This window comes from Cryptosporangium phraense (assembly GCF_006912135.1).
Taxonomy (GTDB): domain Bacteria; phylum Actinomycetota; class Actinomycetes; order Mycobacteriales; family Cryptosporangiaceae; genus Cryptosporangium; species Cryptosporangium phraense.
Genome location: NZ_VIRS01000010.1, coordinates 23267 through 37573, shown reverse-complemented (window position 1 = coordinate 37573; position 14307 = coordinate 23267). Strand labels below are relative to the sequence as shown.

Genomic DNA, 14307 nt, shown 5'->3' with positions numbered 1-14307 from the left:
CCTTTGGTCCAACATCACGCTGAGTCTCGGCTCTGCCACAGACCAGCGGTCCCCACTCTAGGTACCCCTCGTGCGGCTTCGCTACCTTTCGTTCCACCTGTCGACAATGGAACTTTCCAATTACCTACTAAGACGCTAGGAATGCTAGGGTCCGGTCGTTCCTTTATGGCCTGGGAGGTCCTAGTCATGTCCGAGTCAGTCCCGTCCGACGAACCGCAGCTGCCGTCCCGCGGCGGCGGACGCCGTGGGATCTGGATCGCCGCGGCGGCCGCCGTGGTCGTCGTCGTCGTTGTCCTCGCCGTCGTGTTGACGCGCGGCGGTGACGACTCGGGCACCGCGAAGAAGACCGTCAGCATCGGAGTCGTCGACGCGTCGCAGCCGTACTGGAAGACGTACTCCGCGCTGGCCGAGAAGCAGCTGGGCGTGACGTTGAAGTTCGTCAACTTCAACGACTACAGCCAGCCCAACCCGGCGCTGAAGGAGAAGCAGGTCGACCTCAACCAGTTCCAGCACATCCAGTACCTGGCGAACTACAACGTCACCGCGAACGACGACCTGCAGCCGATCGGCGCGACCGCGGTCTACCCGCTGCCGCTCTACTCGCTGAAGGTCACCGACCCGGCGAAACTCCCGGCGAACGCGAAGGTCGCGATCCCGAACGACGCGATCAACGAGGCCCGCGGCCTGCTGGTGCTGCAGGCCGCCGGGCTGGTGACGCTGAAGGGCGGCGGCGGCGCGTTCTCCACCGTCGCCGACGTCGAGACCCACAAGGTCAGCGTCACCACACTGGACGCCTCGCAGACCGCCGGGGCGCTGCAGAACGGCTCGGTGGCGGCGGCGATCGTCAACAACAACTACGCGACGAACGCCGGCCTGAAGCCGGAGCAGGCGATCTTCAAGGACGACCCGGCCAGCCCCAGCGCCGCGCCCTACGTCAACATCTTCACCGCCCGCAAAGCCGACGTGAACAACGAGACGTACCTGAAGCTCGCCGCGCTGTACCACGACCCCACCGTGGAGAAGGCCGTGCAGGCCGCCAACGCCGGCACCGCGGTGTTCCGGACCGTGCCTGCGGCCGAGCTTCAGAAGGAGCTGGCGACCGTCGAGGAGCAGGCCCGAGCGGCTGCCAAGTGACCGTTCACGTCCGGTTCGAGCACGTCAGCAAGGAGTTCTCGGGGCGCCCCGCGCTGGCGGACGTCACTCTGGACATCGAGCGCGGCGAGGTGTTCGGCGTCATCGGCCACTCCGGAGCAGGCAAGAGCACGCTGGTCCGGCTGATCAACGGGCTGGAGACGCCGACCAGCGGCCGGTTGTACGTCGGTCCGCAGGAGGTGACGGCGCTCGCGGAGCGGGGGCGCCGGGAGGTCCGGCGCGACATCGGGATGATCTTCCAGCAGTTCAACCTGTTCCGGTCGCGGACCGTGGCCGGAAACGTGGCCTATCCGCTGAAGGTCGCGGGCGTGCGGCAGCCCGAACGCGACCGGCGGGTGGCCCGGCTGCTCGACTTCGTCGGGCTGCTCGACCGCGCCCACGACTACCCGGAGAAGCTCTCCGGCGGACAGAAACAGCGGGTCGGCGTCGCCCGGGCGCTGGCCACCGAGCCGTCGCTGCTGCTGGCCGACGAGGCGACCAGCGCGCTCGACCCGGAGACCACCGGCGAGGTGCTGGCCCTGTTGCGCCGGGTCAATCGCGACCTCGGCGTCACGATCGTGCTCATCACCCACGAGCTCGACGTCATCCGGTCGGTCGCCGACCGGGTGGCGGTGCTCGACTCCGGGCGGGTGGTCGAGACCGGCAGCGCGTACGACGTGTTCGCGCAGCCCTCGACCGACGCGGCCGCGCAGTTCGTCCGCACCGCGCTGCGCGACCGGCCGTCGCCCGAGACGCTGGCCCGGCTGCGGGTGCGTCACCCCGGGCGGCTGGTCACGGTCCGGGTCCGCGACCAGGCCGGGCTGGCCCGGACGTTCCTGGAACACGGGGTGGCGGCCGAGGTGGTGTTCGGCGGGATCAGCGAGTTGCAGGAGAGGTCGGTCGGGAGCATCACGTTCGAGCTCACCGGCGGCGACGTCGACGCGGCGCTGGCGGCGTTGAAAGCCGAGGGAATCGAGGTCAACGATGAGTGAGTTCCTCGACAACCTGCCGGTCTACCGCGAGGCGATCTGGCAGACGTTCTACATCGTCAGCATCTCGCTGTTCGTCGGTGGACTGCTCGGGCTGGTGCTCGGGATGCTGCTGTACGGGACGCGGCCCGGGAACCTGCTGAGCAACCGTCCGGTGTTCGTCGGGCTGAACATCGCGGTGAACGTCGTCCGGCCGGTGCCGTTCGTCATCTTCATCACCGCGATCCAGCCGCTGATGCTCCACACGATCGGGACGACGATCGGCACCAACGCGGTCACGTTCGCGCTGTCGTTGTCGGCGGCGTTCGCGATCAGCCGGATCGTCGAGCAGAACCTGCTGACCGTGGACCCCGGCGTCGTCGAGGCGGCCCGGGCCGCGGGAGCACGTCCGATCGGGATCCTGGTGACCGTGCTGATCCCGGAGGCACTCGGGCCGCTGATCCTCGGGTACACGTTCATCTTCATCGCGATCGTCGACATGTCCGCGCAGGCCGGGCTGTTCGGCGGCGGCGGGCTGGGCGACTTCGCGATCACCTACGGCTCGCAGCGGTACAACTGGCCGGTCGTCTACCTCACGGTCGCGACGATCGTCGTCATCGTGCAGGCGGGTCAGTTCCTCGGGAACTGGCTCGCGCGGCGGGCGCTCCGTCGGTGACCCGTCAGTCGAGGCCGTGGCGCAGTACCCGGGCGCCCGCGGCCACGAGCGGGCCGACCATCTCGGCGGCTTCGACGAACCCGTCGCCGATCATCGCGCCGGCCCGGCCGCGGGCCGCGACGCCCGCGGCCACGACCGCGAGCTTGAACGATGCGAATCCCAGGTACCAGTCGAGGTGGTCCAGCGACCGGCCGGTCCGCTCCGCGTACCGCTGCACGATCGCGCGACGGCCGGGGAACCCGTCGAGGGCGGTGACCGACGGCGCCGACCGGGTGGTCGCGGCCCAGGGATCGCCGGTCGGGCTCTCCTGCCAGTAGATGAGCAGCATGCCGACGTCGGCCAGCGGATCGCCCAGCGTCGACATCTCCCAGTCCAGCAGCGCCGCGACCCGGCCCGGGCGGTCGGGGTCGAGGATCATGTTGCCGATCCGGTAGTCGCCGTGGACGATGGGGCCGCTCTCGCCGTGCGGGCGGGTCTCGGCCAGCCGGTGGGCCAGCGCGTCGAGGTCGTCGGCGGCCGGGTCATCGGGGAGCCGGGTGGCGGCCCACTGCTTGGTCCAGCGCCGGAGCTGGCGCTCGAGGTATCCGTCCGGGCGGCCGTACTCGCCCAGGCCGACCGCGGCCGGGTCGACGCCGTGCAGGTCGGCGAGCACGTCGATCACCGCGTGGCCGATCGCTTCCCGTTCCTCGGGACGCTCGGCGTAGCCGGCCGGCAGCGTGTCGGTGACGACGTACCCGGGCACCCGGTCCATCACGTAGAACGGCGCCCCGAGCACCGACTCGTCGGCGCAGAACAGCCGGGTGCGCGGGACCGGCACCGGCGAGCGGCCCTCGCCGAGCCGGCTGATCACCGTGTGCTCGCGGGCCATGTCGTGCGCGGTGGGCAGCACGCTCGACATCGGCGGCCGGCGCAGCACGACCTCGCCCGCGGCCGAAGTGACGAGGAACGTGAGGTTGGAGCGGCCCCCGGCGATGAGCGTGATCTCGCAGTCGCGCCAGGCCGGGTCGCCGAGTTCGGTCGCGAGATAGTCGCTGACGACGGCGACCGGCGCCGCGGCGGCCTGGGTCATCGCGTCAGGTTACCAGCGAGTTACCCGTCCGGTCGGCGATTGTTCAGGCGGGCGGCCTGACGGAGGAGGTGGTCGCGTTCCGGGAGGTTGGGGGCCTTGGCCGCCGCCTCGGCGTACAGCCTGGCCGCCGTCGTCAGGTCGCCGGAGCGCTCGCGGAGATGCGCCTCCACCGCCGCGAATCGCGGCACGGTGGCGTCCACCTGGGCGAGCGCGGCCAGACCGGCGCGGGGACCGTCGGCCTCACCGACCGCGACCGCGCGGTTGAGGCGGACGACCGGACTGTCGGTCAGCCGGGTGAGCTCGTCGTACCACTCGACGATCTGCACCCAGTCGGTCTCCTCGGCGGTGGGCGCGTCGGCGTGCAGGGCCGCGATCGCGGCCTGGGCCTGGAACTCCCCCAGCCGGTCGGAGGTCAGCGCGCCCTGCAGGATCTCGACCCCCTCGGCGATCAGCGCGGTGTCCCACCGCGCGCGATCCTGCGCGGCCAGCGGCACCAACGACCCGTCGGACGTCGTCCGGGCCGCGCGCCGGGCGTGGTGGAGCAGCATCAGCGCGAGCAGCCCGTCGACCTCGGGGTGGTCGACCGCGCGCCGCAGCGCCCGGGTGAGCCGGATCGCCTCGGCGGCCAGGTCGACGTCACCCGAGTAGCCCTCGTTGAACACCAGGTACAGCACCCGCAGCACGGTCCCGACGTCGCCGGGCCGGTCGAACCGCACCGCGGAGACCGTGCGCTTGGCCCGGCTGATGCGCTGGGCCATCGTCGCCTCGGGCACCAGGTAGGCCTGGGCGATCTGGCGGGTGGTCAGCCCGCCGACCGCGCGGAGCGTGAGCGCGACCGCCGACGACGGGGTCAGCGACGGGTGCGCGCACAGGAAGTAGAGCTGCAGCGTGTCGTCGGTCTCCGGCACCGGCGGCGGCTCCTCGGGCGGGAATTCACGTCGGCGGCGGGCCGCGTCCGACCGGGCCGCGTCGAGGAACCTCCGCCAGGCGACGGTGACCAGCCAGCCCTTGGGGTCGCGCGGTGGGTCGGACGGCCAGGACCGGACCGCTTCCACCAGCGCGTCCTGCACGGCGTCCTCGGCCGCCGCGAAGTCGGCTCCGCGGCGGACGAGGACCCCGAGGACGCTCGGCGTGAGCTCCCGGAGCAGTGCCTCATTCATTGATGGTGGTGGGCGCCCCGTAGTAGGGGCGCAGCTCGAGCCACTCGTGGATCGGCTCGCCGCCCTGGCCCGGCGCGGCCGACAGGTCACCGGCCAGCTCCAGTGCCCGTGCGTAGGAGTCGACGTCGATCACGTAGAAGCCCGCGATCAGGTCCTTCGTCTCGGCGAACGGCCCGTCGGTGACCGGCGGACGGCCCTCGCCGTCGTACCGGACGAACGTCCCCTCCGGGGCCAGCACGCCGACGTCCACGAACTCGCCCGCGGCCTGGGCCCGGGCCTCCCACTCCTTCATGAACCGCACGTGGGCGGTGACCTCCTCCGGTGTCCACTGGTCCATCGGGACGTCGTTGACCGGCGCCGGAGCTCCGCGGTAGTGCTTGAGCAGCAGGTATTTCGCCATCGTGGTTTCCTCCCTGGTCGGTGTCGTTCTTCCCCGGGACGGAGCCACGCCCGCGTTCTCGACATTCTGCGGTGATGTACTGGGGGGCGTGGCCCCTGAACTCGTGACACTCTTCCTCCGGCCGGGTGGACCCCTCGATCCAGCGCTGACGGGGGTCCGGCGGTGAACGGCCCGTCGCTGCGCTCGGGCATCGAGCCGTTCCACGTCATGGACATCTGGGCCGCCGCGGCCGAGCGCCAGCAGACCCGGGGCGACCTGATCAACCTCTCGGCCGGCCAGCCGTCCACTCCCGCGCCGGCCCCGGTCCGCGCCGCCGCCGCGAAAGCGCTGGAGAGCGAGGTGCTCGGGTACACGGTCGCGCTCGGCATCCCGGAGCTGCGCGAGGGCATCGCCGAGCACTACCGGCGCACCTACGACGTCCCGGTCCAGCCGCACGACGTCGTCGTCACGACGGCCGGGTCCGGCGGCTTCCTGCTCGCGTTCCTGGCCGCCTTCGACGCCGGTGACCGCGTCGCGATGGCCCGCCCGGGCTACCCCTGCTACCGCAACATCCTGACCGCGCTGGGCTGCGAGGTCGTCGAGCTGCCGTGCGGGCCCGAGACCCGGTTCCAGCCGACCGTCGCGATGATCGAGGCGCTGGAGCAGCCCGTCCAGGGCCTGATCGTCGCCAGCCCGGCCAACCCGACCGGCACGGTCGTCGACCCGGCCGAGCTCGCCGCGCTCGCCGCCCTCTGCGAGGAGCGCGGGATCCGCCTGGTCAGCGACGAGATCTACCACGGGCTGAGCTATCCGGGCGCCCCGGCGACCGCGTGCGCCTGGGAGACCTCCCGCGAGGCGATCGTCGTCAACTCGTTCTCGAAGTACTTCTCGATGACCGGGTGGCGGCTCGGCTGGCTGCTGGTGCCCGAGGGGTTGCGCCGGGCGGTCGACCGGCTGACCGGCAACCTGACGATCTGCCCGCCCGCGCTCCCCCAGTACGCGGCCGTCGCCGCGTTCACCCCGGAGTCGTACGCCGAGGCCGACTCGCACGTCGAGCGCTACGCGCTCAACCGCTCGCTGCTGCTCGACGGCCTCCCCGCGCTGGGCATCGACCGCCTCGCCCCCGCCGACGGCGCCTTCTACGTCTATGCGGACGTCGGTCACCTGACCGACGACTCGATGCGGCTGACGTACGAGCTGCTCGGCGAGACCGGCGTGGCGATCGCGCCGGGCGTGGACTTCGACCCGGTCGACGGTCACCGCTACGTCCGCCTCTCCTTCGCCGGCGCCACCGCCCCGATCGAAGAGGCCCTCACCCGCCTGGCCCCGTTCCTCGCCAAGCGCTCCTAGACCGGGAGGCGGACGGCGCCGGTCTCGGCGAGCCCGGCCGCCTCGGAGCCGGAGAGCCCCAGCCAGTCGCTCAGCACGTTTCCGGTGTCCGCGCCCACGGCCGGCGCCGGCCCGGGCACCGGCGGCGCCCACCCGGACGGGCGTGCCACCGGCAGCGGCACCGGGTACCGGCCCAGTGCCGGGTCGTCCACCTCGGTGAACAGCCCACTCGTCGCCAGCAGCCCGTCCCCCGACCGGGTCATCTCCTCGATCGTCCGGTAGTCGCCCCACAGAATGTGCGCACCCTCCAGCGCGGCCACGACGTCGGCGTGCGTGCGCTGCTCGAACCACGGCCGCAGCAGCGCCGAGATCACGTCCCGGTACCGGTACCGGGCCTCCTCGGCCGCGAAGTCGACGCCGAGTGCCTTCTCCATCGCCGCCAGCACGTCCTCGGTGCCGGTCAGCCGGATCAGGTTGTTCCAGTGCCGGTTCGTCAGCGCGACGACCATGACTCGCCGGGCGTCCGCGGTGGGGAAATCGCAGCCGTAGCTGCCGTAGAGGTAGTTGCCCTCGCGGAGCCGCTGCGAGCCGTTCACGACCACGTCGGCCACGAAACCCAGGTGCGCCATCGTCGCGACCGCGACGTCGGCCAAGTTGATCTCGACGAGCTGCGGCGCACCGGTCGCGCGGCGCAGCCGCTCGGCCGACACGACGGCGAGGGCCGCGTGCGCACCGGTGATCAGGTCCCAGGCCGGCAGCACGTGGTTGACCGGCGCGCTCGCGTCGACCGGGCCGGTGACCCAGGGCAGCCCGACCTCGCAGTTGACCGTGTAGTCGACGGCCGGGCGCCCGTCCGCGCGCCCACCGATCTGCACCTGGATGAGGTCGGGCCGGACCTCCAGCAGCGCCGCGTGGCGCAGCCAGGCCTGGCCGACCGCGTTCGTGACCAGGATCCCGTGCCCGTCACCGGGCACCGCCAGCAGCCCCCGGACGACGTCCCGCCCGGCCTCGCTGCGCAGGTCGACCTCGATCGAGCGTTTGCCCCGGTTGAGGCCGGCCCAGTAGAGGCTCCGCCCGCCGGGCGCGAGCGGCAGCCGCCGGGTGTCGGTCGCGCCGCCGATCGGATCGACGCGGACGACGTCCGCTCCGAGCTGGGCCAGCGTCATGCAGGCCGACGGCCCGGCGACGTACGTGCACAGGTCGACGACGTGCAAGCCGGACAGCGGAAGCATCAGACCCTCTCGAACACCGCGGCGAGGCCCTGGCCACCGCCGATACACATGGTCTCCAGACCGTAACGGGCGTCGCGGCGGACCATCTCGCGGCTCAGCGTGGCCAGGATCCGGCCGCCGGTCGCCCCGACCGGGTGCCCCAGCGAGATGCCGGAGCCGTGCACGTTCAGACGCTCGAAATCCGAAACCGTGAAGCCCCACTCCCGGGTGCAGGCCAGCACCTGGGAGGCGAACGCCTCGTTCAGCTCGATCAGGTCGAGGTCCTTGAGCGCGAGCCCGGCCAGGCCCAGCGCCTTGGCCACGGCCGGCACCGGCCCGATGCCCATCGTCTTCGGCGCCACCCCGGCGACGCCCCAGGACACCAGCCGTACCAGCGGCGTCAGACCGTACGAGGCCGCCGTCTCCGGCGAGGTCACGATGCAGAGCGCGGCCCCGTCGTTCTGCCCGGACGCGTTGCCCGCGGTCACGGTCGCGTCGGGGTCGTCGCGGCCCAGCACCGGCCGCAGCGTCGCCAGCTTCGAGACCGACGAGTCCGGCCGGATGTGCTCGTCCGCGTCCACGACGACGTCGGCCTTCCGGCCGCGGACGGTGACCGGCACGATCTCCTCCGCGAACACTCCCGACGCCGCGGCGGCGGCCGCGCGCTGATGACTGCGCACCGCGTACTCGTCCTGCTCGGCCCGCGGGATCGCGTAGTCGCGGCGCAGGTTCTCGGCCGTCTCCAGCATCCCGCCCGGCACCGGGAAGTTGACACCGCCCGCGGTGACCCGCCCGGCGGCCAGCGCGTCCTTCAGCAGCACGCCCGGGCCGCCCTTCACACCCCAGCGCATCGCGGTCGAGTAGAACGGCGCGTTCGACATCGACTCGGCCCCGCCGGCCAGCACCACGTCCGACGCGCCCGACTGCACCTGCATCGCCGCGTACAGCACGGCCTGCAGGCCCGACCCGCACCGCCGGTCGATCTGCAGCCCGGACGCGGTCACCGGCAGCCCGGCGTCCAGCGCGGCGACCCGGCCGATCGCCGGCGCGTCCATCGTCGGGTAGCAGTTGCCCAGCAGGACGTCGTCGACCGCCTCGGGCGGCAGGCCGGTGCGGTCGATCAGCGCGCGGATGACGGTCGCGGCCAGTTCGTGCGGCGGGACGTCCCGCAGGGCGCCGCCGAACCCGCCCACCGGAGTCCGCAGCGGCTCGCAGATGACCGCATCACGCATCGATCGTGTCCTCTCGTCCGGGTCGGCCCGATCCTCCCGACAGTAACGGGCCCGGAATACGCCCGCTCCGGCGTTGTTTCGGCAACGTGGAACGAACGGACGTCGTGGTGATCGGCGGTGGTCAGGCCGGGCTGTCGGCGGGCTACCACCTGAAGCGTCGGGGCGTCGACTTCGTCGTGCTCGACGCCGAGCCGGCCGCCGGTGGTGCGTGGCGGCACCGCTGGGAGTCGCTGCGCATGGCGACCGTCAACGGGATCTTCGACCTGCCCGGCTTCCCCCAGCCGCCGATCGACCCGGACGAGCCGAGCCGCACCGCGGTGCCCCGCTACTTCGCCGCGTTCGAGCAGGCCAACGACCTGCCGATCGTCCGCCCGGTGACCGTCACGGCGGTCCGCGAGGACGGGCGGGACCTGCTCGTCGAGTCCACCGGCGGCCGTTGGCGCACCCGCGCGGTCATCAACGCGACCGGCACCTGGACCAACCCCGTCCGCCCGCACTACCCCGGCCAGGAGACGTTCACCGGCCGCCAGCTCCACACCTCCGACTACGTCCGACTCGACGACTTCGCCGGCCGGAACGTCGCCGTCGTCGGGGGCGGGATCTCGGCCGTGCAGCAGCTCGAGGAGATCAGCCGGGTCGCCACGACGTTCTGGTACACCCGGCGCGAGCCGGTCTTCCGGGCCGGCGAGTTCGACCCGGAGGCCGGGCGTCAGACGATCGCCAAGGTCACCGCGGACGCCGAGGCCGGCAGGCCGACCGGCAGCGTCGTCTCCTACACGGGCCTGGCCTGGACGCCGTACGCGCTGGCGGCCCGGGCCCGCGGTGCGCTGGACCGGCGCCCGATGTTCACCGCGATCGAGCCGACCGGCGTGCGCGAGGCCGACGGCACGTTCACGGCCCTGGACACGATCCTCTGGGCCACCGGCTTCAAGGCCGCGCTCCCGCACCTGGACCCGCTCGGCCTGCGCAACGAGCTCGGCGGCATCCGCATCGAGGGCACCCAGGTCGCCGGCGAGCCGCGCGTCCACCTGATCGGTTTCGGACCGTCCCAGTCGACGGTCGGCGCGAACCGGGCCGGCCGCGACGCCGCGGTGGCGCTCTCGAAGTACCTCAGCGCGCCGGATCTCGCGGCCTGACCAGGTTCTTCGCCCACCGGTAGTCGGCCTTCCCGGACGGGGACCGGACGATCTCCGGCACCCGGACCACGGCCTTCGGCAGCTTGTAGCGGGCGATGTGACGCGCGGCCTCGGCGACCAGGTCGGCGTCGGTCGCGTCCTCCTCCGGGTTCAGCTCGACGATCGCGACGACCTCGCTCCCCCACCGATCGGACGGCCGACTCGAGACGATCACGTCCCGGACGGCCGGGTGCGCGAGCATCGCCCGCTCGACCTCCTCGGCGAAGACCTTCTCACCGCCGGTGTTGATCGTCGCGCTGTCCCGGCCGAGCAGCCGGACCCGCCCGTCGGGCAGCCGCGTGGCGCGGTCGCCGGGCAGTGACCAGCGCTCACCGGCCACGACCGGGAACGTGCGGGCGGTCTTGTCCGGGTCGCCGAGGTAGCCGAGCGGGATCCGCCCCCGCCGGGCCAGCCAGCCGTCGCCCTCGTCGAGGACCCGGCCGAGCGTGTCGTCGATGACCGCGGTCTGCTCGTGCGCGTCGAACACCCCGGCCTCGGTCATCGCCTCGCGCGCCGAGAGCGCGCTCATCTGGATGCCGGTCTCCGACGCGCCCCCGGCGTCGAGCAGGAGCAGGTCCGGCAGCACGCGCATCAGTCGCTCCCGCATGCCCGGAGAGAGCGGTGCGCCGCCGTTGGAGATCGCCGCGAGGCTGCTCAGGTCGTACGGCCGGCCGTCGTCGATCGCCCGTTCGATCTCTTCGACGACCGGCAGCACGACCGCGTCGCCGAGCACCGGGATCGACGCGACCCGCTCGTCGACGATCAGGCGCAGGGCCGCCGCCGCGTCGAGGTGCCGGACGTCGTCGAGCAGGAACACCGTGCCGCCGTTGGTGAACGTGTAGAACGCGCTCCACTGGGCGGCGCCGTGGATGAACGGCGGGATCATCAGCACCCGCTGCCCGCCCGGGTTCGCGGCCGCGGCGGCGGCGATCGCGTCGTAGGACGGGTACGGCTCGGTCGAGCCGAACGGGGTGCCGCCCATCGCCGCGACGTAGATGTCGTCCTGCCGCCAGAGGACGCCCTTCGGCATCCCGGTCGTTCCGCCGGTGTAGAGGATCAGCAGGTCGTCGCCAGAGGGCGTCGGCATCGGGCCGGGCGGGGGCGTCGCGACGACGGTCTCGTAGTCGACGGCGCCGTCGAGCAGGTCGTGGTCGCTGTCGTCCGCGACCTGGATCAGCACCTCGAGCGCGGGTAACCGGTCGCGGACCGCGGCCAGGCTGGGCGCGAACTCGGCGTGGTACACGAGCACCCGGGCGTGCGCATCGGTGAGCAGGTAGAGCAGCTCCTCGGCCACGTACCGGTAGTTGACGTTGAACGGCGCGCACCGGGCCCGGTGGGCGCCGACCATCGCCTCGATGTACTCCGGGCTGTTACGGAGGTAGAGGCCGACGTGGTCCTGGCCCGACTCGTGGCCCTGGAGCTCGGCCCGTTCGCGCCGGGCCCCGAGTCCGCGCCCGGCCAGGTAGTGGGCGAAGCCGTCGGCGCGCTCGTCCACGCTCCGGTAGGTGAGGCGGCGGTCCCGCCACACGATGGCCTCGGTGTCGGGGACGGCGGCGGCCGCCGTCCGGAAGACCTGCGACAAGGTGAAGGTGACCACGGCGTCTCCTCGCGTCGTGCCGTGATCCTAAGTGAACAAAGATTCGCGCGGGGTGGATTCGGCGTCAGCCGATGGCGATGTCCGACGCGGGGAGCGGTTTGCCGTAGAGCCAGCCCTGCACCAGGTCGCAGCCCTGGTCACGCAGCCAGTCGCGCTGGACCGCGGTCTCGACCCCCTCGGCCACCACCCGCAGGTCGAGGGCCCGCGCCATCGCCAGCACGGCCCGGACGATCGACTCGTTGGCGCCGTGGGCTCCGACGTCGGACACGAACGAGCGGTCGAGCTTGACGATGCCGACCGGCAGCCGGTTGAGGTAGCTGAGCGACGAGTACCCGGTGCCGAAGTCGTCGACGGCCAGCGTGACGCCGAGCGCGCGGAGCGCGTCGAGCGTGGCCAGCGCGGTCTCCAGGTCCTCCATGACCCCGGACTCGGTGATCTCCAGCCAGAGCGCCTCGGGCGGCAGCCCGGTCTCGGCCAGGACGTCCCGGACGATTCCGACCAGCTGGCGGTCTCGCAGCTGACGTACCGACACGTTCACCGAGATGTGCAGCCGGGGTGGCCCGGCCGCGCGCCAGATCGCCAGCTGCGCCGCGGCCTCGCGCAGCAGCCAGGCCCCGGCCCCGACGATCAGCCCGGTCTCCTCGGCGATCGGGATGAACCGCAGCGGCGAGACCGCCCCCAGCGTGGGGTGCTGCCAGCGCATCAGCGTCTCGAAGCCGTCGAGCTCGCCGGTCTTCAGGTCGATGATCGGCTGGTAGGTCGCGTAGAGCTCGCCGCGCTCCAGGGCACCGCGCAGGGCCTGCTCCAGCGTCGTCCGGTCGCGGACCTCGTCGCGCATCTCGGTGTCGAACCGGGCGTACCGATTCCGGCCGGTCGCCTTGGCCTGGTACATCGCGGTGTCGGCGTCCCGGATCAGCTCCAGCGCCTCGGTGCTGCTCGCGGCGCTGGCCACGCCGATCGACGCGGACACCACGACGTCGCCGACCGAGAGCGGGAACGGCCGGGCGAACAGGTCCAGCACCCGTCCGGCGGCCGCCTCGGCCAGGACCTCGTTCGACGGGCCGGCCAGCGCGACGACGAACTCGTCCCCACCGATCCGGCAGACCAGGTCGTGGCCGCGGACGTGCGCGGACAGGCGTCCGGCGACCGCGCAGAGCAGCTCGTCGCCGACCCCGTGGCCCCAGTGGTCGTTGACCAGCTTGAACCGGTCGAGGTCGAGGAAGAGCAGGCTGATCTCGTGCCCCTCGGCGACCGCGCGGTCGCCCCAGGCCGCGACGGTGTCGGTGAGCAGCTCCCGGTTGGGCAGGTCGGTGAGCGCGTCGTGGGTGGCCCGGCGGCGGATCGCGTCCTCGGCCCGGACCCGGGAGTTGTTCGACCGGACCACCCGGAACAGCACGGCCAGCACCAGCAGCGCGCACAGCACGGTCCGGACGACCGTGCCGAGCAGGCCACCGGCCGGCCCCACCGACATCACGATCGCCGGGATCAGCAGGACGAGCCCGATCAGCACGGTCCGGGCCTTCGAGAGCGGCTGGACGACGATCGGCTGCGGCTCGGTCAACGTCCGCATGGAGGGGTGCAGGGTGGCCGCGCCGAACAGCAGGTACGCGCTCGTGAAGAGCGCGTTGATGTAGGCGAGCGGGACCCCGGCGAGGCCGCCGTCGCGGACCGCGTAGAGGAAGTCGCCGGTGAACAGGCTGACCGCGCCGAGGATCAGCAACCACAGCGCGGGCGCGCGGACGCCGCCGGCCAGCGCGAGCTGGGCCACCAGGACGATCAGCACGACGTCGATGACCGGGAAGAACGAGTTGGCCAGGCGGATGACCGGCAGGCCGGTCTGGTCGAGCGACGGCTCGACCAGGAACGTCCAGGCCAGGAACATCGACGCGACGCCGACGAGCACCGCGTCGACCCAGGCCGGGTCGTCGCGGTTCGCCCGCCGCCGGTTGAGCAGCCCGGCGAACGCGGACGCGGTGACCAGGTAGCCGGGGACGACGAACGCGTCCGGGACCAGCGCCGCGGTCGTCGGCGGGGACACCGCCGCGCCCGGCACCACGGCCCGGGTGACGAGCCCGGCCAGGAACAGCACGGCGGCGACGCACATCAGCCTCCAGGGCGCCCGGTCGGCCGGGATCGCGACCCGGAACGTGCCGTACCCGACCGCGGCCATGCCGGTCAGCGAGCCGGCCAGACCCAGCGGGTCGCGGAGCACCGGCGGGCCCGCGATCAGCACGGCCAGCACCGCCACCGAGGCGCCGGCGAGGACCCAGGCGGCGGTCCGGGTGCCGCTCGGGACCGGCTCCGGCCGGTCCGAGGGCGCGGAGCCGGTGCGCTCGTCCGCGAGCACTCGGGTCACATCTGTCCCGATCGGCATCCGGAA

Annotated in this window: 12 protein-coding genes; 5 read left to right on the top strand and 7 right to left on the bottom strand. The window is 72.6% G+C overall.

The genetic code is table 11. From position 1 onward, the window contains the following. Positions 1 to 186: 186 nt before the first annotated feature. The 3 genes from FL583_RS15815 to FL583_RS15805 are packed head-to-tail and all read left to right on the top strand — an operon-like array spanning position 187 to position 2775. Complete coding sequence (locus FL583_RS15815) at positions 187 to 1134, top strand: MetQ/NlpA family ABC transporter substrate-binding protein (RefSeq protein ID WP_142705413.1); 948 nt, start codon at positions 187 to 189, stop codon at positions 1132 to 1134. Next, the gene (locus FL583_RS15810) at positions 1131 to 2123 is read left to right on the top strand and encodes a methionine ABC transporter ATP-binding protein (protein WP_142705412.1); all 993 of its coding nucleotides are present in this window, start codon (positions 1131 to 1133) and stop codon (positions 2121 to 2123) included. Before FL583_RS15815 ends, FL583_RS15810 begins: the two co-directional genes overlap by 4 nt. Beyond that, positions 2116 to 2775 (top strand): methionine ABC transporter permease, encoded by a 660-nt coding sequence (locus tag FL583_RS15805; RefSeq protein ID WP_142705411.1) that lies wholly within the window; start codon positions 2116 to 2118, stop codon positions 2773 to 2775. Before FL583_RS15810 ends, FL583_RS15805 begins: the two co-directional genes overlap by 8 nt. 4 nt (positions 2776 to 2779) lie before the next feature. On the opposite strand, the gene FL583_RS15800 is transcribed toward FL583_RS15805, so the two are convergent. Genes FL583_RS15800 through FL583_RS15790 form a run of 3 tightly spaced genes read right to left on the bottom strand, consistent with a single transcriptional unit; the run spans position 2780 to position 5404 of the window. Next, a complete protein-coding gene (locus tag FL583_RS15800) occupies positions 2780 to 3844 on the bottom strand; it encodes a phosphotransferase family protein (RefSeq protein WP_142705410.1) in 1065 nt (354 codons plus the stop codon). Positions 3845 to 3864: 20 nt separating this feature from the next. After that, on the bottom strand, positions 3865 to 5004 hold the full coding sequence (locus FL583_RS15795) for an RNA polymerase sigma factor (protein ID WP_142705409.1): 1140 nt from the start codon (positions 5002 to 5004) through the stop codon (positions 3865 to 3867). Next, a complete protein-coding gene (locus FL583_RS15790) occupies positions 4997 to 5404 on the bottom strand; it encodes a YciI family protein (RefSeq protein WP_142705408.1) in 408 nt (135 codons plus the stop codon). Before FL583_RS15790 ends, FL583_RS15795 begins: the two co-directional genes overlap by 8 nt. A gap of 207 nt (positions 5405 to 5611) precedes the next feature. Here FL583_RS15790 and FL583_RS15785 point away from each other — a divergent pair, with 207 nt between their 5' ends. Then, positions 5612 to 6733 (top strand): aminotransferase class I/II-fold pyridoxal phosphate-dependent enzyme, encoded by a 1122-nt coding sequence (locus tag FL583_RS15785; RefSeq protein ID WP_142705602.1) that lies wholly within the window; start codon positions 5612 to 5614, stop codon positions 6731 to 6733. Here FL583_RS15785 and FL583_RS15780 read toward each other — a convergent pair. Next, positions 6730 to 7944, bottom strand: coding sequence for a CoA transferase (locus tag FL583_RS15780; RefSeq protein ID WP_142705407.1), 1215 nt, complete (start codon positions 7942 to 7944; stop codon positions 6730 to 6732). The two genes, FL583_RS15785 and FL583_RS15780, sit on opposite strands and share 4 nt — an antisense overlap. Continuing rightward, a complete protein-coding gene (locus FL583_RS15775) occupies positions 7944 to 9155 on the bottom strand; it encodes an acetyl-CoA C-acetyltransferase (protein ID WP_142705406.1) in 1212 nt (403 codons plus the stop codon). The genes FL583_RS15780 and FL583_RS15775 overlap by 1 nt, the downstream gene beginning before the upstream one ends. 86 nt (positions 9156 to 9241) lie before the next feature. Here FL583_RS15775 and FL583_RS15770 point away from each other — a divergent pair, with 86 nt between their 5' ends. Beyond that, the gene (locus FL583_RS15770; RefSeq protein WP_142705405.1) at positions 9242 to 10291 is read left to right on the top strand and encodes an FAD-dependent oxidoreductase; all 1050 of its coding nucleotides are present in this window, start codon (positions 9242 to 9244) and stop codon (positions 10289 to 10291) included. On the opposite strand, the gene FL583_RS15765 is transcribed toward FL583_RS15770, so the two are convergent. Beyond that, positions 10266 to 11927, bottom strand: a complete 1662-nt coding sequence (locus FL583_RS15765; protein WP_142705404.1) for an acyl-CoA synthetase — start codon at positions 11925 to 11927, stop codon at positions 10266 to 10268. The genes FL583_RS15770 and FL583_RS15765 overlap by 26 nt on opposite strands. A 64-nt stretch (positions 11928 to 11991) precedes the next feature. Beyond that, entirely contained in the window at positions 11992 to 14283 is a 2292-nt protein-coding gene (locus tag FL583_RS15760; protein WP_205752174.1) for a putative bifunctional diguanylate cyclase/phosphodiesterase, read from the bottom strand. Positions 14284 to 14307: the final 24 nt, after the last annotated feature.